The 20,375-nt window shown below is 41.6% G+C and carries 15 protein-coding genes; 9 read left to right on the top strand and 6 right to left on the bottom strand.

Going from position 1 to position 20,375, the window contains the following annotated elements; all coding sequences use genetic code 11:
- Window positions 1–113 precede the first annotated feature (113 nt).
- Entirely contained in the window at window positions 114–593 is a 480-nt protein-coding gene (locus FG28_RS12600; protein ID WP_036383339.1) for a hypothetical protein, read from the top strand.
- Here the strand turns inward: FG28_RS12600 and FG28_RS12595 are convergent.
- Window positions 590–790, bottom strand: coding sequence for a hypothetical protein (locus FG28_RS12595; protein WP_036383337.1), 201 nt, complete (start codon window positions 788–790; stop codon window positions 590–592). The two genes, FG28_RS12600 and FG28_RS12595, sit on opposite strands and share 4 nt — an antisense overlap.
- Before the next feature lie 163 nt (window positions 791–953).
- Here FG28_RS12595 and FG28_RS12590 point away from each other — a divergent pair, with 163 nt between their 5' ends.
- The 4 genes from FG28_RS12590 to FG28_RS12575 all read left to right on the top strand — a co-directional run bounded on the left by FG28_RS12590 (window position 954) and on the right by FG28_RS12575 (window position 5,900).
- Entirely contained in the window at window positions 954–1,544 is a 591-nt protein-coding gene (locus FG28_RS12590; protein ID WP_036383335.1) for a Crp/Fnr family transcriptional regulator, read from the top strand.
- 53 nt (window positions 1,545–1,597) lie between these two features.
- A complete protein-coding gene (locus tag FG28_RS12585) occupies window positions 1,598–2,938 on the top strand; it encodes a M20 family metallopeptidase (protein WP_051947296.1) in 1,341 nt (446 codons plus the stop codon).
- 91 nt (window positions 2,939–3,029) lie between these two features.
- Entirely contained in the window at window positions 3,030–4,409 is a 1,380-nt protein-coding gene (locus tag FG28_RS12580) for a S41 family peptidase (protein WP_036383333.1), read from the top strand.
- 138 nt (window positions 4,410–4,547) lie between these two features.
- Complete coding sequence (locus FG28_RS12575; protein WP_036383331.1) at window positions 4,548–5,900, top strand: NAD-dependent succinate-semialdehyde dehydrogenase; 1,353 nt, start codon at window positions 4,548–4,550, stop codon at window positions 5,898–5,900.
- A 16-nt stretch (window positions 5,901–5,916) separates the two neighbouring features.
- On the opposite strand, the gene FG28_RS12570 is transcribed toward FG28_RS12575, so the two are convergent.
- The 4 genes from FG28_RS12570 to guaA are packed head-to-tail and all read right to left on the bottom strand — an operon-like array spanning window position 5,917 to window position 10,523.
- A complete protein-coding gene (locus FG28_RS12570) occupies window positions 5,917–6,453 on the bottom strand; it encodes a DUF922 domain-containing protein (RefSeq protein ID WP_036383329.1) in 537 nt (178 codons plus the stop codon).
- Entirely contained in the window at window positions 6,441–6,845 is a 405-nt protein-coding gene (locus FG28_RS12565) for an OsmC family protein (RefSeq protein WP_036383328.1), read from the bottom strand. The genes FG28_RS12570 and FG28_RS12565 overlap by 13 nt, the downstream gene beginning before the upstream one ends.
- Window positions 6,823–8,994 carry a LysM peptidoglycan-binding domain-containing protein gene (locus FG28_RS12560; RefSeq protein WP_081894508.1) on the bottom strand — a complete coding sequence of 724 codons (2,172 nt, stop codon included), beginning with the start codon at window positions 8,992–8,994 and terminating at the stop codon, window positions 6,823–6,825. The genes FG28_RS12565 and FG28_RS12560 overlap by 23 nt, the downstream gene beginning before the upstream one ends.
- Window positions 8,991–10,523, bottom strand: a complete 1,533-nt coding sequence (gene guaA, locus FG28_RS12555; RefSeq protein ID WP_036383323.1) for a glutamine-hydrolyzing GMP synthase — start codon at window positions 10,521–10,523, stop codon at window positions 8,991–8,993. The genes FG28_RS12560 and guaA overlap by 4 nt, the downstream gene beginning before the upstream one ends.
- Window positions 10,524–10,756: 233 nt before the next feature.
- On the opposite strand from guaA, the gene pgmB reads away from it, so the two are divergent.
- The 3 genes from pgmB (at window position 10,757) to FG28_RS12540 (ending at window position 15,849) form a co-directional block, all read left to right on the top strand.
- On the top strand, window positions 10,757–11,416 hold the full coding sequence (gene pgmB / locus FG28_RS12550) for a beta-phosphoglucomutase (protein WP_036383321.1): 660 nt from the start codon (window positions 10,757–10,759) through the stop codon (window positions 11,414–11,416).
- A 91-nt stretch (window positions 11,417–11,507) separates the two neighbouring features.
- Complete coding sequence (locus FG28_RS12545) at window positions 11,508–13,352, top strand: tetratricopeptide repeat protein (protein WP_036383319.1); 1,845 nt, start codon at window positions 11,508–11,510, stop codon at window positions 13,350–13,352.
- Window positions 13,353–13,575: 223 nt separating this feature from the next.
- Window positions 13,576–15,849, top strand: coding sequence for a hypothetical protein (locus FG28_RS12540; protein ID WP_156102273.1), 2,274 nt, complete (start codon window positions 13,576–13,578; stop codon window positions 15,847–15,849).
- A gap of 240 nt (window positions 15,850–16,089) precedes the next feature.
- On the opposite strand, the gene bshC is transcribed toward FG28_RS12540, so the two are convergent.
- On the bottom strand, window positions 16,090–17,691 hold the full coding sequence (gene bshC, locus FG28_RS12535; protein ID WP_036383315.1) for a bacillithiol biosynthesis cysteine-adding enzyme BshC: 1,602 nt from the start codon (window positions 17,689–17,691) through the stop codon (window positions 16,090–16,092).
- A gap of 147 nt (window positions 17,692–17,838) precedes the next feature.
- Here bshC and FG28_RS12530 point away from each other — a divergent pair, with 147 nt between their 5' ends.
- Entirely contained in the window at window positions 17,839–20,292 is a 2,454-nt protein-coding gene (locus tag FG28_RS12530) for a M14 family metallopeptidase (RefSeq protein WP_036383314.1), read from the top strand.
- Window positions 20,293–20,375 lie beyond the last annotated feature (83 nt).

The raw sequence follows: 20,375 nt of genomic DNA, 5'->3' as shown, positions 1-20,375 counted from the left end.
TGGACATGGACAATTCTAATGATTTTATGTATGCAACCCATAACCACCCTGGTTTACCTCTGGGCGGTTGAACCCAAAAGTGGAATTTGATTTATTAAGATTGAGGGATTTAAATGAATGAAAAGGAAGATTATTTTAGAATCCACCGCAACGGTCAAATACATACTTTAAGTGACCGGATTCCCTTCAGATGGAAGGAACTCTTACTTTTCTCATCAGCTTCAATTTTGTTTCTCATTTTTTGGCTAAGTTGGTTTGCTGCTATTTATGTAGCCATTCTGACCACAATCGTCTACGTATTTTACAGATTTGCCGCTTGGATTTACTACTTGGAGATTCAAATTGATGTAAGGAATGGCAAAATTACCAAACTGAAAAAACTCCTTAATAAGGTACAAAAGGTGGAATTGATTACTGATAAGTTCAATCCAAATCGATTTGAATATATTGAGCTATCCCGGAGCGGAAAAACGAAGTACCTTTTGAATTATAGAACTCATAAGAATAATGAACTATTGATTTTAAAAAACAAGAGAGACAAAGAAATAGTGGAAAACTATATCAAAGAACATATTGGCTCTCAGATTAATTAGTTTGAACTTTTTCTTATTCTCAGCACCACCGTTAATTTTCTCAGCGCCGTAGCCACTTCCTGCAACTCCACCCGAGAAAAGGTGTCCTCTTCCACATAAAACAACATTTCTATGGCCAAATCTAGCCAATTGGCCAAAGTTTCGGCTGAGCCGTATTGGTCTCTTATAAGTTCTCGTAATTCGTTTTCTTTTATCATGGTTGGATATTTCTTGGTCTTGAAGCAAGTTGGTCAATTTTGTTTGATTCTGTAGCCCGATATATCGGACACTGAAGAATTATTTTAACCCTTCATTTCCAAATAGAAATCCAAATCTTTAAATTGGCTTTTACCTTAAAACGATACTGATAATAATTTTTGAATGACTTTAGATTCCCAACACTATTTCAACACCTATCTAAAAGAATTTAGTCATGCCAATGCTGCCGAAATCGATTTTATTCGTCCCCACCTTACCCTAAAGGAAATCAAAAAAGGAGATTTTTATTTAAAAAATGGGGAGGTACAGACCCAGATGGGCTACGTTTGTGCTGGGCTCCTGCGGCGGTATTACATTAATGAAAAAGGTAACGAAATAACCACAGGATTTACCAAAGAGAACGAATACGTTACGGATTATCCTGCGTTTATCCGGCAAAAGCCCACCAAGTATTTTCTGAAATGCCTTGAACCGTGCATCATCATTAATTTACCGTATAACATCATCCAAGAAAGCTATAAAAAGTCCAAGAACAGTGAAATGCAGGGACGTCTTATCGCAGAAAGTGTACTCACTATTTTAAGTGACCGTGTGGAAAGTTTCTTGTTCCTAACTGCCGAAGAACGGTACCTGAACTTCATTTCGGAAAACCCAGACCTTATGAACCGCATCAGCTTAACCCATTTGTCTTCATTTCTCGGTATTGAGCGGCAATCTTTAAGTCGAATCCGGAAAAGAATCGCTGAAAACTGATTTTGTCACATAGGTGACAGCCCCAACTGAGGGGATAGGCCCATATTTGCAGCATGATACATCAAAAAACAAAACATACTCCGCATCAAATCATCACATGGGCCTGTTTTTCCCTGTTCCTTTTTATGGGACCACTGGTCAACGCCCAAACTCCGAATCCTGCCAGTTCAGTGCATAAAGTCATTCAAAATCAAACTAATGCCATTTTTGATAGCTTGGTGGCCATCCGAAGGGATTTTCACAAACATCCTGAAACGGGTGGTCATGAAAAACGGACCGCGGCATTCATTACAAAGTATTTAAAAAATCTTGGGTTTGAAGTGAAATCCGGTATTGGTGGCTATGGGGTAGTCGGAATCCTAAAGGGAAACCCAAACGGTAAAAAAATAGCCTGGCGTGCAGATATTGATGCCATGCTATGGGATACTCCAGAGACTGCTGAATTTGCATCAGTCAACAAAGGGGTACGGCATATTTGCGGTCATGATGTGCATACCACCATTGCTTTGGGAATGGCCAATGTACTGGCTAATCAGAAAGAACAGCTGAACGGAACGGTGTATCTTATTTTTCAACCTTCTGAAGAAAATTACCAAGGTGCTAGGAACATGATTGCAGATGAATTGTTCAGCCTAATCTCACCCGATGAGATGTATGCCGCACACATTTCACCCATGCCTGCCGGACTGGTGGCTTCAAAACCTGGATATTTGTATGCCGACTATAAGCAAATCAATATTTCCTTTAAAAAAAATCAAGAGCAAGATTCCATCGTTGCATTTACCAAGGATTTATTGTTGAAGCTACAAAATGTTGCCCCAGACGGTAAATTTTGGAACACCCAAAACCTGATGGACCCGAATATTGGCATTGGTAATCCCAACACCATTTTCAAAGATTACACCACCGTAAGCAACAAAATTAAAGTTGAAGAGAAAGACAAATCCATTACAATACGAGCCTTTGTAAGTGCGAGCAGCAAGTACAGAATGGAATCCATTCCCGAATTGCTTCGGCAACAAATAGCAAAATCAAAGTATGTTGACGATTTGATTGATATTATTTATGCCTCGGAAATTTTTACCTACTCGCCCGAAAGAGGAAACATTAACAATGACGGGGCATTGACAACCAAAGCCCTAAAAACCATTTCCGGAATTTATGGCGCATCGAGTGCTATTCCATTGTACGGTGCCATTCCCGATGGTCGTGGGGATGACTTTGCCTATTTTCAACAGGAAATACCGGGCACTTACTTCTTACTAGGGGGGTCAAATTTTGAAAAAGGAATCATTGCCATGCCGCATTCAAATAATTTTAGAGTTGATGAAAGCTGCATTAAAACTGGTGTGAACTACTTTTCTTCCCTGATTTTAGAACGCGTGAACAATTAAAAAGTCCACCTTTTACCAAATACTTCCCAAAAAAATCTGTAACAAAAAGTGAGCTTGTTCGTTGAGCATGCAGAGAACAACATACAAACCCATGAGATTACAATTTTTAATCCTTTTTTTCTGTTTAGTATCGTTCAATTGCTTTGGGCAATTCACTGCAAAATTCTCTAAAGAAGCCGTATTGGACGATTTAAAAACCTTACGAGAATCCTTGGAAGATGCTCACTACAATCTTTATGCGTACACTCCAAAAAAAGAGTTTGATGCTACTTATACTAACATAAAAAACTCCATTCAAAAAGACTCCTTCAGCTTGTTGGAGGCCACCAGTATTTTTCAGCGACTGATTTCCGTAGTGAACAATGGGCATACCGAGATTGACTTCCCAGGACAATCCTATGGAACTTATGCCTATGTAGGAGGAACTATTTTTCCTTTGGAAATTGCGTTTGAAAATGGAAAATCCTTAGTGCGAAAGAATTTTTCTGATGACAAGAGTATTCCAATAGGGGCTGAAATTCTAAGTATAAATGGAAGCTCCATGGCAGAAATCCTATCGAAAATATATCCGCAGGTATCCGCAGAACGCCCCTATTTTAAAAATGTAAAAATCGAATTATACTCCTTCCCCAGATATTATTGGCAGATTTTTGGAAAACAGGATGATTTTGTGGTTGAAATTCAAACAAATGAAAGTATCACAAAACATGCTTTTAAAGCGGTAACCGTAATCGATGGTTATGAAATGAAGCGGAATGAGGTGGCAAATGCCAAAATGGAACTCAAATTCCTGCTAAATTCAGTCTACCTGAACCCTGGGAACTTTAGTGGTGATGAAGAAAAGTACCAACAATTTATCGATTCGGCTTTTGTGGTCATCAAGGAACGACAAAGTAAAAATTTGATCGTAGACCTGAGGAACAATCTTGGTGGGAATAATTCATTCAGTGATTATTTGGTTTCTTATTTTGCCGATAAACCTTTTACATGGAATTCCAGTTTTACCCTGAAGACAAGCAAGTTCCTTAAAAATCATGTACGGCAGCATAATGATACCACATCGGTATTTTTTCAAAAAATTCTTTCCCATGAAGATGGGGAAGTCTACCCCTACACTTTTGATGCCTATCAACCCCAGCCACAACCCAAACGATTTAAGGGCGAAGTATATGTGTTGATCAATAGACAATCGCACTCCCAAGCTGCCGTAACCGCGGCCCAAATCCAAGATTACAAATTCGGTACCCTTGTTGGGGAAGAAACAGGCGATTACCCCTCGTTATATGCTTCGCAGTTTCAATATACGCTTCCCAACACTGGCATTCCTGTTAAAGTATCCAAAGGCTATATTGTACGGGTCAATGGAAGCACCAAAGAAGAAGGAGTAATTCCCGATGTGTATATTCAAGACCATTTACTGGATGAAAAGGATGAGATTTTGGAAGGTTTATTGGAGAAAATCGGAGGTTAAATAGCCTCCTTTTTCCATAAAACCCAAGTTTTATCCAAACCAAAGTTTATGCATATCGTATCTTTAAAGAGAACAGTGAATACGAAATCCATTTTTGTTTCACTGAGTAGAATTTAAAATCATACGAATACAATTTGCATGCTCAATTCCATAAATCCATATACCCTAAAAGAAGTTTACAGCGTAGCAGAATTTTCATCGGAACAGGTCAATAACGCCATTGACAGGGCTGATTCTTGTTTTACCACATGGAGAAAACGTTCTTTTGCCGAAAGAAGCACATTACTATTGGCCGCCGCAAAGGAGCTCAAACAAAACAAAAGCGAGTATGCAGCTGATATTACCTTGGAAATGGGAAAGCCCATAAGCCAGTCCATCGCGGAGGTTGAAAAATGTGCCTGGGCGTGTGAATTTTATGCCGAAAATGCGGAACAACAATTGGCTAACAAGCCCATACAAACTGATGCGCGGGAAAGTTATGTGAGCTATGAGCCCTTGGGGGCTGTTTTGGCGGTAATGCCTTGGAACTACCCTTTTTGGCAGGTATTTCGGTTTGCTGCCCCAGCCTTAATGGCCGGGAATGTCGGTCTGCTGAAGCATGCTAGTAATGTGATGAAAAGTGCTGCCAATATTGAAAAAGTTTTTCAGCGGGCCGGTTTTCCCGAAGGATGTTTTACCAATCTTCCCATTAGCAGTGGAAAGGTTGAGGACATCATAAAGAACAAAAAAATAAAAGCGGTGACTCTAACCGGAAGTAAGCCCGCTGGAAGTGCTGTGGCTTCTGTTGCTGGAAGTAAAATCAAAAAATCGGTTTTGGAATTGGGTGGTAGTAACGCACTTGTGGTATTTCCCGACTGCAATGTGGAAGAAACTCTCAAAACTTGCGTTCAAGCGCGTTTTCAGAATACGGGACAAAGTTGCATTGCGGGCAAGCGATTGTTGTTGCATACATCCATTGCTAAAGAATTTATGGAAAAGTTCTTGTCAGCTGTTCATAATCTTAAAAGTGGAGACCCCATGGATTCAGACACCTACATTGGTCCCATGGCACGGGTAGACCTTGCTGAAGAACTTGAACAGCAATTGCAAGAATCTGTGGAACAGGGGGCAAAAATCCTGTTAGGAGGAAATCGAAAAAATGCCCATTTTGAACCGACGGTTGTGGGCAATGTAACACCGGGTATGACCATTTTCAAGGAAGAAACCTTCGGTCCCTTGATTGGCATCACTGTTTTTGAAACAGCAGAAGAAGCCGTTAACTTGGTTAACCAAAGTGATTTTGGATTAGGCGTCTCCCTTTTTACAAAAAATATTGAAATGGCAAAAGAACTGATTCCGCAATTTGAGGATGGCGCTGTATTTGTAAATGAACTGGTAAAAAGTGACCCTCGATTGCCTTTTGGAGGCACCAAAATTTCAGGGTATGGTCGGGAATTATCGGCAGACGGCATTCAGGAATTTGTGAATAAGAAGACGGTCTACATTCACTAGTGCCCGAAAGACTTCGCTACTCTTGTCCTTCTTGCAGTGCCTTTGCAATTTTTTGGTTCCACTCCAATTGCTTTTCCCGGTTTCGCGAGAAATTGGTCTCCCAATCGTATTGATCTTGATAGTCTTGGAGCTCTTGCAATATTTCTTTGTAGATTTTTCGGATTTCAGCTTTTACATCATCAGAAAAAGAAGTGCGTTCCAATCGGTCCCGCATTTTTCGAGCGAAGAGTTCCGAAATATCAAAATGAAGCTGCTCATGGCTCAAGGTATTCTCATCACAAAGGGTAGGTCTATACCAAGATTCATTGGGATAGAAATAGGCGTTAACCTCATAATCCAAATGAACTTCATGGTGCAATAAATTTGCCGAATAGGTATAGCTGATGCCACTGGCTGTTGTGGCAGCCGGCTCTGCTGCGGGAGGCACTTTTCCTTTAAAATCAGCCCAAGTGAGCCGAATATTGGGATTCCATGGGACACCTTCCTCGATTTCCTGCGCAACACCCAAAAAACCAAGAAACACAAAACATCCTATGGCGATTATTTTACCCAATGAAAATCGATTACTCTTTCAATATCTGGATGCAAGCTGTACTCCACAGGACAGGTTCTTGCCGTATTCTCCAAAATCTTTCGGTGTTTTTCAGAAACTTCTTTTGGAAGTTCCAACTTCACCTCAATTTTGGCGATTCGTCTTGGATCAGCGGCCATGTGCTTGGTCACTTCGGCAGTGGAGCCGTTTAAGTCCACCTCCAAATTTCCAGCCTTTATGCCCATTGTGGTCAACATACAATTGGCCAGCCCCGTGGCCACGGTATCGGTAGGCGAAAAGGCCTCACCCTTGCCATTATTGTCGATGGGCGCATCGGTAATGTACTCGTTTCCTGATCGAATATGCACACAGGTAGTGCGCAAATTCCCGTTATAGGTTACTTTTGAGGTCATCCAATTTTACTTCTTTAATTTCCAAATTATCATACTCCATTATGTAGCATGCCCTGTTGAAATAGCCAGAGGTCCAATTGTTGAAGTAATCAAAACTGTTTCCGGTGTATTCGGTCAGGCCGATGATTTTGGAGGTTTCAAATAGATTGTTCTTGTGGGCCAGTTTCAACAAGACATCAAAGGTCACATCAAACCCTCGTACCGCATAACGATCAGGCTTTAATCCATTGAATTTTTTCTGATATGCCCTTACAAAAGAGTCATTCCCCGCCTCTCTATTCAAAGAAGGATAGGTAAAACGCAAGTTGGATAGATGCGTGCTGGAAACAGCATCATCCTCAAACGCATTATTATAACTTGTTGTGAACATGCGAACGTTGATTTGGGTCTCTTTTTCAGAAGTGAGGCTGGCGGTGTTGGCTGAATTCAAAATTGAAGTAACACTTGCCACCATATTGGGTTGATCGGTTTCCAAGAACACCCAATTTTCCTTGTCTTCGGAAAGTTGAATCAAAAATTCATCCAAATGGAGAGATTTATTATCGATGACCTTTGCAATTTGAGCCGCAGGAAATTTACTTAAAATGGAATCATGGGCCACTTGATGGGTAGAATCGGCTATAATGATCACATTTTCATCCGTATAGATTTTTTCCATATAGGAAAGCATTTTATCTCGAAGCACTTCTTCCCGGGGCACCGAAAAGAACACATTGGAATGGCCGAATTGACTATCCGAAGAAATGGGAGCGATCACAGGAATATTTTTTGATGCCGCTTGCACCGCAACCTCGTTCAAGGCACCAGAGGCCACTGGACCAATAATGGCCTTTACGCCCTGCAAGTTTTCCCTAAAAAGGATTTCCTTCACCTTGGCCTGGCTCAACTCCGTATCATAGGTCTTTACATCAACGGAAACGCCCAACTTTTTAATGGAATCCAAAGCCACCAGTGCTCCTGAATAAAACCCAAGACTAAGGGTTAAATCCCTTCTGGTCTTGATTTGGCTTTCGGTTTTTTCCTTGTCATTTACATTAACTCGATCTAACCGAAAAGGTAACATGAACACCACCTTGGGCCTATTCTCCACATTTATGCTGTCCAACAAGTTTATTTTATCCAACACCAAGGCATTCTTTACTTCGAGCACCTCAGCCTTTTCCTTTGGAAGTTTAAGTACCATTCCTGCCTTGAGCCCATTCTCCAACGCAGGGTTCAATCGGAATAGTTCTTCACGGGTCATTTTAAGATTTTGGGTAAGCCTAAAGATATTTTGTTTGGGTTTAACCTCGTAAAAAATGTAGTTGTCCGTATTTACAACTCCCGCTTTATCCTGTTTTTTAGGAAGACGGATGACCATGCCCTCTTTTAAACCACCCTGTTCCATAATTTCAGGGTTCAACCTTACAATGGAATCGGAAGGGATACCATATTCCCTGCCCAAGCTGTACAAGGTCATTTTAGGTGGTACGGTATACGAAGTGAAAATCTCAACTTTTTGTTCCTTAAGGCTATCGCCTTTGGGTCTGGGTAATTTTAATTCATGCCCTGCGGCCAGGTAATTGGATGTTTTGCTCAAATCTGGATTAAGCACGAGAAGACTGTCCACTGTGATACCGTACTTGTGAGCAATGCTCCATCGGGTTTCCTTGGGCTGAACGATGTACGTCTCAAAATCCAATTCTCGCTCCTCATTTGGGTCTATCTCTGGATATTTTGGAACCTGCAATACCATTCCCTTTTTCAACGGTTCTGAATACAACTGCGTGTTGTAACGTTTCAGTTGTTCTTCGTTTATCTCATATTTTTGGGTAAGTCCAAAGAGCGTTTCTTTTCTTCGTACTCGGTGCCTTGTAAATCCGATGGGTTTTGGTTCTTGCTGAACTTCCTCTTTGGGTTTTTCTTTTTCAACCGTAACCGAACCGCTCAAAGGAATGATCAAAATGGTGTTTTCCTTTACATCCGCAGCACTTTTGATTTCCTTATTGGCCTGAAGGATACTATACGGTGTAACCCGATACTGCTGTGAAATACTCTGAAGGGTCTCCCCTTCCTTTACAGCATGTGTTTCATACTTGTTCTGTGCAGAAACCGAGATTGAGGCCAACAAAAAGACCACAAAACCCAGTTGTAAAAAATATTTTTTCATTCCCATTCTATAGTTGCTGGTGGCTTTGAGCTAATGTCATACACTACTCTATTAACGCCTTTGACCTTATTTATTATATCATTGGAGGTCTTTTGTAGAAATTCATACGGCAGATTTACCCAATCTGCTGTCATTCCATCCGTACTTTCAACCGCACGGAGTGCCACGCACTTTTCATACGTGCGCTCATCTCCCATGACCCCTACACTATCTACGGGCAAAAGCATGGCTCCGGCCTGCCAGACCTTGTCATAAAGTCCCCATTTTTTTAATCCATCAATAAAAATGGCATCCACTTCTTGTAAAATGGCCACTTTTTCTGCGGTAATATCTCCTAAGATACGGATTCCCAAACCAGGTCCCGGAAAAGGGTGTCTCCCCAAAATAAAATCTTCCATTCCCATGCTGGCTCCTACTCTTCGCACTTCATCCTTGAACAACATTTTTAGGGGTTCCACAATTTTTAGTTTCATGTAATCTGGCAATCCACCAACATTATGGTGGCTTTTAATCACTGCCGATGGCCCTCCACTGGCCGAAACCGATTCAATCCTGTCCGGATAAATGGTGCCTTGGGCCAACCATTTCGCATTTTCCACTTTATGGGCCTCATCGTCAAAAACATCAATAAAAATGCCTCCAATAATTTTTCGTTTCTTTTCTGGATCAGATTCACCTTTTAAGGCATCCAAAAAACGTGCCGAAGCATCCACACCCTTCACATTGAGCCCCATGTGCTTGTATTGGTCGAGCACACTATCAAACTCATTTTTGCGGAGCAGACCATTGTTCACAAAAATGCAATGCAGGTGTTTTCCAATGGCCTTGTGCAGCAACATGGCCGCCACGCTGGAATCCACACCCCCTGAGAGACCCAAAATTACTTTATCATCACCAATCTGCTTTTTGAGTTCCTCCACAGTGGTCTCCACAAAGGCATCTGGAGTCCAGTCTTGTTTCAGACCTGCTATTTTAACCAAAAAGTTTTCCAACAGTTTTTTTCCATCGGTGGTATGGTACACCTCAGGATGAAACTGGATGCCGTAGGTAGGTTCACCTTCAATTTTGTAGGCCGCATTTTCCACATCGTGGGTACTGGCCAACCGGATTCCTCCTTCGGGCAGTTCTTTAATGGTATCACTATGGCTCATCCAAACTTGGCTGCCTTCACCCAATCCTTCTAAAAATTCCTCTCCACCTTTCACAAAAGATAGATTGGCCCTTCCATATTCACGCGTTGCGGAAGGTGCTACACTGCCACCATTGAAATGGGAGAGATATTGGGCCCCATAACAAATCCCCAGCAGTGGCTTTTTCCCCTTTATCTCCGATAAATCAGGATGCGGAGCATTGTCTCCCCTCACAGAAGAAGGTGAGCCAGAAAGAATCACAGCCTTATATTCCGAAAGGTCTTCGGGTAGCTTGTTGTACGGTTTTATTTCAGAGTAAATGTTGAGTTCCCTAACGCGCCTTGCGATCAACTGAGTGTACTGGGAACCAAAATCCAGGATGAGTACGTTGTTCTGCATGGGCAAAAATAGCAATTTGGTTTTTCTGAAAAAGTATCTTTTAAGGGATATTTATGACAACTTTGTAAACAACTTATTTTGCTTAGGTTTTTGCAACATTTTTTACTTGTATACCCTAAGGGATGAATAACTTGCTAACAAAATGAATGGGTTTCATTTCAGCGAATATAACCTTATGTAGTTTTTTTCTTAACACATTTCGTTATTTCTTTGCGGTTCTTAAATACTTAACCATGATCAAGGGGTTTATCTTCGATTTGGATGGCGTAATTACGGACACTGCCGAACTACACTACGAAGCTTGGAAGGCATTGGCCGATGAAATGGGTTGGGAATTTGACCGAGAAGTCAATGAAAAACTGCGTGGTATCTCCCGTATGGATTCCATTAAGGTAATTATGGAGCACAATAAGGTCTCTTTAGATGAAAGTACCATTGTTGAATTGGCCACCAAAAAGAACGATTTGTATGTCGCCAGTTTGGATAAGGTCACCCCGGAGGATTATTTGCCAGGAGCACGCGAACTGTTGACCCACCTGAGAAGTGAGGGATTCAGCGTTGCCTTGGGAAGTGCCAGCAAAAATGCAGAAAAAGTGCTACAGCAACTCAACGCAACGGGCTATTTTGATGTTATTGGCGATGGGAACAGTGTGGCCAAAAGCAAACCAGCTCCAGATATTTTCCTGTATGCTTCGGAAAAATTACAACTCCCACCAGCCAATTGTATTGTTTTTGAAGATGCCGAAAAAGGTATCGATGCTGCCAAAGCAGGAGGTTTTCATAGTGTGGGCATTGGTCCAAAGGAACGTGTGGGCCATGCCGATATTCGATTCGACACCATGAAGGAAGCCACTCTATTTGAGGTAAAGTCACATTTCAAGGAGTTGTTCTAACAGACCTTACAATTCCCTTTCATCGACTCAAACCGCTCTTTTTCATAAAGTTGGGGCAAAATGTCTATTTTTAGGTGGTAATTCAGCCTCCATGAAGACCCGGCTTTTTGTTTTAATCTGCTTATTTTTCTTTTGCTTCGCCCTTCAAGCCCAAAAAGAGGAGCGACTCGATAGCCTTTTCAAAGTCTATGAAAACCAACCGGACGGGATTGAAAAAATTGAAACGCTTGACCAACTCTACTATGGGGTATTTCATCTTAGAAAACCTGAAGATGTACTGCCCTACGTAAAGGAACAGCTTCAACTCTCCAAAACCTTCAATTACAAAAAAGGAGAAGGGGATGCCCTTTTTAATTACGGCAATTACTACCGCCGTATTTACACTTTTGATTCGGCCCACTACTATTTTGAACGTGCAGCATCCATTTGGGAAGAATTGGATAACAATGAGGGTAAGTTTAAAACCTTTAATGGACTCGCTAAGATTGAACAATTACAGGGCAATTTTACCAAGTCACTTGAATTGTATGAAAAGGTCATGGAAACCGCCAAAAACATGAAAAGTGGTATCCGCATTGTGGAAACCAATAGAGAAATCGCCACTATATACATGGACAAAGCGAGTTATGAAATTGGCATAAAATACATGTTGAATGGCCTCCGTGGATTGGATTCCCTTGAGAAACCATACTTAGAAAAACGTGCCGACATGCTGGTTGGAGTAGGTAGAATAGAAAGCCTTCGAGGAAACGATGAAGCCGCCCTACCCCCACTACTGGAAGGTCTTAAAATTTTTGAGGAACAAGGAAATCCCCTTTGGCAATGTATTACCCATACCGAAATCGGCTATGCTTACCTTGGTCTTGATGACATCGACAAAGGCATTGAACATTTCAATAAAAGCCTGGAAATATCTATTTCTTCGGGCAGGAAAGGTTTTGAAGCCATCTGCTACCACAATTTGGGATTGGCCAACAGAAAAAAGGGGAATCTAGATGTAGCGGAAGATTACCTCAACAAAAGTATAGCATTGGGCAAGACAACGGCCAATAACAATGTGAGTTCCTACAACGAATTGGGAAGTTTGTTTCTGGAGAAAAATCAGACGGCTGAAGCCATAGAAAATCACACCAAAGCCATTCAATTGGCTGATTCCATACAAAGTTTGGCCGAACTAAAGGATGGTTATGAAGGAAGGTCGCTTGCTTATGAAAAGAGTGGGCAGTTTCAGAAAGCCTTGGAAGACCAAAAACAATTCATAAGGCTTAACGATTCCATTTTCAATACGGCAAAGTCACAACAAATTGAAGAACTGCGAACCATTTATGAAACGGAAAAAAAAGAGCAGCAGATTGTACTCTTGGAGCAAGAAGCCAAAGTAAGCCGTCTTCAAAAAATGCTTTTAGGGGGTGGACTTGGATTATCAGTCCTGGTATTTGGGTTTGGTTTTTATGGTATCCGACAAAAGCTGAAGCGCAATGAACTGGAAAAAGAAAAGGTCGATGCCGAACTCGCTTTCAAAAAGAAGGAGTTGACCACCCATGCACTGCATCTGGCCAAAAAGAACGAAGTTTTGGAAGGTCTCAAACAAAAGGCAGAGGAACTCAAACAAAAAGAAGAATCAAAAAAGGGATACCAACAATTGATTCGCACCATTAATTTTGATTTACAGGACGATAATAATTGGGAGAATTTTTCACGGTATTTTGAAGAGGTCCATAAAGATTTCAACAGTAATGTAAAGGCGAAATATCCCCAGGTAACCTCCAACGAACTTCGCCTTTTATCACTTTTAAAGATGAATTTATCCTCCAAAGAAATTGCGAACATTCTCAATATTTCTCCCGAGGGCATCAAAAAAGCACGGTATCGACTTCGAAAAAAATTGGATATTACTACCGAAGATTCTTTGCAAGATTTGGTGTTATCCCTTTAAAAATAGGCCCTCATGGAGGTGTCCGCCGATTGTCCCTTAATTAATTTAAGGATGTCCACCTGTTGTCCACCTCCAATATTTCATTGCTCGTAATCAGTGATTTAGGTTTGTTGTGTAATGAATTTGACGAATGTTTTGTGGTCTTGCTCGGCTAAGGGCTGCAGACCGTTACCGGGCGGGTCACACAAAACAACAATCAAGTTTAACCACAAAACTATAAATCATGAAAACAATGTGTAAACCATTCCATGGAATTGCCGTACTACTAATGCTGGTATTGGCTATTTCCTGTAGTAAAGGAGATAATATTGAGCCTATCGGAACCGACCCATGTAAAGAAAACCCATGCGGCAATCCTGAACAATGTCCCAATCAATGCGATATTGAAAATCCAACTGACCCTGCTGGAATAACCGAAGATGACCTTGAACCGGAAGGCGACGTCACCGAAACGGAGAACGGCTATCTGGTCGAGGGTTCATTGACCATGAATACCGATTCTGGTGAACCCATTGTTTTTGCTGAAGCAGATTTGGACGTGCAATTTAATGATGATGGCACATTAAAAAGCATGAGCGGCACTACGGAAATCCCCGCACCCTCCAACTACTTTGAATTTGAAACCCCCGTCCAAGCCGATATTGGTTTTTTTACTGGCAAATTTTTGAATGAGAATCGGGATTTTGAAATACAACTGGTAGATGAGCGCTCTTATTTTGTCTTTGCCATTTCTGCCGGCTTGGAGTTGAAACTCGGCGTCAATGATGATCCAGATGCACACAAACCCCTTTCCATTGAGGCTCCTGTGGGCGGACACATCACCTTTATTGCAGATTATACCGATCCCATGTTCTTCTTTTCACTGGGAGGTGATGCACTCGGAGGTGGAGACGAAGGTGACAATAACAATGGTGGAAGCGATGGGGATTCAAGCCACAACAAACTGTCCAGTGTTAGTTTCGGTGGATCGTTCGGTTCCAATTTCATGTATTTGCCCACCAACCCGGTAGATGGCAATGTGGTTTCATTTCAAGCGAATCAAGTGACTGGCGGAACCGTTTCCTTTTTTAAAGTATTGGAAGCTACGGGTATGTATTACCAAAATAGAGGTTTTAGTGCAGACTTGAACTTTGATGAGCCCATGGAATCCGATTTTGGGGTGAACTATCGCTCTGGTATCAACGGGCAGCTGGATTTATCCCTAGAAATAACCTCCTTTATTTCCTTCGGTTTTCCCATTGGGTCGGGAAGTGCAGCCGTGGTGGCAGAAGCTTCCACCAACGATGGGGTAATTGCCAAGGCCTTTATCAATGGTTTGGTGGACCCGGACTTGTCATGGTGGCCCAATTTTATACCCTTAATGCCTGATGGAGACCTCAACGCTTATGGCTTTGTGGAGCAAACCGGGAATTTTGACATAGGAATGTCGGGCTCCTTTGAAATTCAAATGCCAACAGGTAATCAAGGCATGGAAGGTTCAGTTCGGGCTACACCAGAGGCCTTTACCATGGAAGGTCAGGTGGTTTCGGGTGATGATGTTTGGGGAGCATCCGCAGTTTTTACTGAAAGTGAAACCAAGTGTATCGCCACAATCCCGGATAATTTTACCGATGGCATTTCTGAAACGGTAACCGAACAAATCGATGCGGCCATTGCAACTACGGAACAAGCAATCCAAGACCTTCAAGATGCTGAAGATCAGTATGAATTGGAACTCAGTCTAAGAGGGTTGAGGGCCGCATTGCCCGGAATCATCGATCAAGCCCAAGACGCCATTGATGATGCAGTGGCCGCTGGCTTGGCCACGGGAAGAAGTACCATCAATTCCTATTTAAGCGATTACGACCGTATTCTTTGCAGCGACAATCTTTCTGGACAGATTGATGCCATTGTGCGAGGGCACAGAAACGCCCTGACTCGATTAAAAAATGCGGTAAACGAAACAAATGACAATGCCACTACACGAACTGAATTGGAAGCAGCACTCCGTGACTTGGCCAGCTTAGATCGCATCAATAGAACATTTACGGTAACCATTATCCATGGACACAAGACCTTTGGTTGCGGTGACTTATGGAAGATGACCGCAACACGAAGCGTGACCATTAATGAAACCATTTTGACAAGTAGTCAAAAAGCGCAGCTTCTTGAGGCTGCGGATAATGTAAAATATATTGAAGAAGCAGATGGTATCCGGATTGAAGCACAGGATATTGTAGATCAGTTACCCACTGTGGAAGAATTGGAGAGTTTGAAAGATAATGTGGAAGCCTGCGTTGAGGAACTGACCAACGGAATTGGTGGTGCAGGATTTGTTTATAATCACGATACAGAGGTATTCACCCATTTTGTCGTCATCAATGGGGAAGAAAAAGAAGTGGGTTCATTTAATATTTTCAGCAAGAACGAATTGATTGCGGCTTCAAGAGCTGAATTGGATGGGTGTGACCCCAATGATGCCCTCAATAAATTAGTTGAAAATGCTAAAAGGAGATAATTCCCTGTTTATAATCTTAAGTTGATACCTAATCGAAAGTAGTAAAAAGGCAAAAGCCCCGGGAACCACTCCGGGGCTTTTAAATAAAATCAAAACCAACCTAAACATATGAGTTAACCAACTCAAATTTAAATTTTCATAGCAATTTTCAGTAATGGAACAATTGTAAGAAAAAATACCCTACCCCATTTTCAAATTTTTTTGAAAAAAATAGATTAAAACAACTCAACTATTTATATATCAGTACTTTAAAATGGTAAAATCACCACTCAATGGATCTAGTGATTCCAGCAGGGTTGGAATCAAGGTATCACCCATTTCCAAATAGAGTTCCGAAAAATTAAGCTGTCGTTCCTGAAGTGATCTGTTGGGAAAAAGTTCATTTTGGATGTCGGTCATCCTGATGACATGATCTTTGAGCTTTCTTTTCTGGGCTTTTAGCAAACGTTTTTCCAGGGCATCCAAGCCTTTCTTTTGTTTTACCTCTTGTGCCTTTACCGCTCCCAAAAAACTTTTGTCCGTTTGTTCGGCCAGTTCATATAAGTGCTGAAACTGTTCCTCCAACAACTTTTTTTGAGGTGAAAAATCAATATCGATATTGGAGATTTCCCGAATCTTTTTGTTGATAAAACGATGTTGTTTTAAAAAGAGGTGGGAGACTTTTAAATCCAATTTTTCCAACTTTCTGGACTGTTTCTCTGTAATGACCAAGGCCGAATTTCGCAACAAAAGCATTGGAAAGGCTACATTCAGCTTCCCAAAATAAGATTTTAATTCCAGCCAATAAGCAAGCTCCCCTCCCCCCCCAATGTAACAGAGATTGGGTAAAATCACTTCTTGGTACAACGGACGTGCCACCACATTAGGTGAGAATCTTTCGGGATGATGATGTAATTCCTCGCGCAGTTCTTCGGCAGAAAAATTTATTTCGGTGTTGAACACATGATATTTTCCATGGTTCTTTATGATACGTTCCCGAACACCATCCTTAAGATAGAAATAATTGATTTCCCTTGGGTTCACCTGAATGGAATAGTCCGAAGATACTTTGGACAATGCTGCGATGGACTCAGATATTTTTTGAAAAGGAACGTGTTCAAAAATGTCCTTCTCTGCATAAGGAATCAGCATTTTTTTCAGTGCCGCATCATCACCATCAATAATCACCAAGCCTTCTTCACCAAATAACGTATTGGCCAAATAGCGGGTGGCATCTGTTAAATTGGTATGTTCCAAATATGCCTTTTTGAAAAGTTTTTTGAGTTCCTCAGCATTTCGCGTATTTCCCAATTCCGCAGATAACATTTCGAACACAGCATCCAGTCCATCGGTGCTCAGTGCACCTACTGCTCCCGATGCCGAACGGTTCCATTGGATTTTTTTCCCGTGGAGGTTAAAATAATTGATCTCATCAAAATCATGATCCTCCGTGGCCATCCAATACACCGGAACAAAATGAGCATCGATATGGGAATTTTTGAGTTCCCTGGCCAAATTTAGGGTCGATACTATCTTATAAAGAAAATACAACGGTCCAGTGAACAAATTCAGCTGATGGCCCGTTACAATGGTGAATGTTGTCTCATTGCCCAGGGCTGCAATGTTCGCCTCGGTGGCTTCAGAAACCTCAAATCCTTTATATTGATTCTTTAGAGCTTCGACCAGTATTTTTCGGTGAGCCGTTGGGTAATTGGCCTTCTTTTCATCTATTTGGTCCTTAAAATTTTCAGCTGAGGGAAATCGGTTATAAAATGGTTTCAAATCTTCACGTTGATCCAAATAGTCGCAAATAAGCTTGGAAAAATAACCGGTTTCTTTAAAGGGTATACAATCTACTTCCATTAACACTGCAATGAGGTGGTCAAAGATAACCCTCTTCTTTTTTTCTCATCCTAAAAATACGTTAATTACAAATCGCCCTTCTTGAACAAAAATTATGACAATAGGTCAATTTATTGTTAGATTTGGTTTCTATTAATCACCTCATTCATGTCAAAATTTTTACTCTCGTTCGTTGCAATTTTCACCTTTTTTGGTTCCGCTTCAGCACAATTACTGTCCCCTTCAGAATTTTTAGGGTATGAATTGGGTTCCCAATTTACCCGCCACCATGAGGTGGTTGATTACTATGAATATTTGGCCAACGAAGCTCCAGATAGGGTAAAGTTGACTGTTTATGGTAAAACGAACGAGCGTAGGCCTTTACTTTTGGCCTATGTGTCTTCTGCTGAGAATATCTCCAATTTGGAAAACATCCGTCAAGAGCATTTAAAAGATACCCAAGAGGGCGGAAATACCTCCAAGGCCATTGTTTGGTTGAGCTACAACGTACACGGGAATGAAAGTGTGAGCACCGAGGCTTCCATGAAGACCATTTACGAGCTTTTGACAGCCAAAAGTCAGTATTTGGAAAATACAGTGGTGATTATAGACCCCTGTATCAACCCTGATGGACGTGACCGATACAGCAATTGGTACAACCAATACAAAAACACGCCTTATCAAGTGGATTACAACAGTAAGGAACACCACGAAGGTTGGTGGAATGGGCGGAGTAACCACTACATGTTCGATCTGAACCGTGATTGGGCCTGGTTGACACAGGTAGAGAGCCAACAACGACTCAAGGTCTATAATGAATGGCTGCCCCATGTGCATGTGGACTTTCATGAGCAAGGCATGAACAATCCGTATTATTTTGCCCCTGCTGCTGAGCCCTATCACGAAGTGATAACCAGCTTCCAGCGCGATTTTCAGGTTACTTTGGGTAAAAACCACGCCAAATATTTTGATGCAAACGGTTGGTTTTACTTTACCAAAGAGGTTTTTGACCTATTTTATCCCAGTTATGGAGATACCTACCCAACATACAATGGCGCCATTGGAATGACCTATGAGCAAGGTGGCGGTGGCCAGGGTGGATTGGGCGTAATCACAGCAATTGGTGATACACTTACCCTAAAGGACCGAATTGCCCATCACTTCACCACGGGAATGTCCACCGTTGAGGTTTCTTCCCAAAATGCGGAGCGTTTGAATACGGAATTCAAAAAATTCTACAAAAACCAAAATTTTAAATTCAAAAGCTATGTGCTCAATGGCGATAAGGATAAAATTGATGCCTTAAAATCGCTGCTTGACAAGCATAAAATAGAGTACGGCAGTCCTTCCAACGGAACCGTAAAAGGATTTGACTACAGCACTGGAGATAATGGAAGCATGTCAACCACCAACAACAGTCTGGTCGTTTCAACCAATCAGACTAAGGGCACTTTGGTAAAGGTCTTGTTTGAGCCCAATGCCAAGTTGAGTGATTCCCTCACCTATGATATCACAGCATGGTCACTTCCCTACGCCTATGGATTGGATGCGATTGCTTCCACTTCATTGGTTTCTGCCAATGCGGAAGTAAACCAAACAGCTTCCAGTAGTACCATCGTCCCGGATAGTTATGCTTATATCACGGATTGGAACAGCTTAAAAGATGCCAGATTCCTAGCAGAATTGTTTAAATCAGGTATTCGCATTCGTAAAGCAGACCATCCTTTTTCCATGGAAGGGCAATCTTTTGATCGAGGCACCTTGATCATTACCAAAGGTGACAACCAATACAAAGAAGATTTTCTGGATGTGCTCAAAACCACTTCTGAGAAGTACGGAAAAACCATAACCAGTTCCAAAACAGGTTTTGTGGATTCGGGCAAGGATTTTGGTTCATCTTCCATTAAAATGATTACCGAACCGAAGATTGCGGTATTGTCAGGCGGCCCCACCTCCACCCTTCGCTTTGGCGAAATATGGCACTTTTTTGAGCAACAATTACACTATCCCATTACTGTGATAGATGACGAATATGCCGACCGAGTGGACTTGGACGAATACAACATTTTGATTCTTCCCGGAGGGCGGTACGGTGACCATTTCAATGAAAAGCAGCTCAAGCAATTGCAACAGTGGGTCAAAAAAGGCGGAAAAATCATTGCCATGGGTGGCGCCATTGATGCTCTTGATGGTGAAGATGGCTTCGGAATTCGCAAAAAAGAAATGGAAAATGACTCAGCAGCCAACGCACTAAGTCCCCATAAGAACTCAGAAAGAGAACGCATCAAGGATGCCATCACTGGTGCTATCTTCAAGACCAAAGTGGACAACACCCATCCTTTGGCCTATGGGTATAACAACGATTATTTCACCCTAAAACTAGGAAATGCCAGTTATAATTACCTGGATAGTGGCAATGTGGTGTATTTGGAGAAAAACACCAAACCGTTTTCGGGGTTTGCTGGAAGTGAAGCCCGGAAAAAGGTGAAAGAATCCCTTGTTTTTGGAGTGGATAACGTTGGCTCCGGTCAGGTTATATATATGGTGGACAACCCCTTGTTCCGTGGTTTTTGGGAAAACGGAAAACTGTTTTTTGCCAATGCACTTTTTATGGTGGACTAAATTTCCTTATTATTGATTTTAAACCGTTTAAGTCCAAAATTTTAAGAAAACCAAGGGAATTTTGATATCCTAAATTTTGTATC

The sequence above is a fragment of the Muricauda sp. MAR_2010_75 genome (assembly GCF_000745185.1).
In the GTDB taxonomy this organism is placed as follows: domain Bacteria; phylum Bacteroidota; class Bacteroidia; order Flavobacteriales; family Flavobacteriaceae; genus Flagellimonas.
This window is presented reverse-complemented; position numbering and strand designations above follow the sequence as displayed.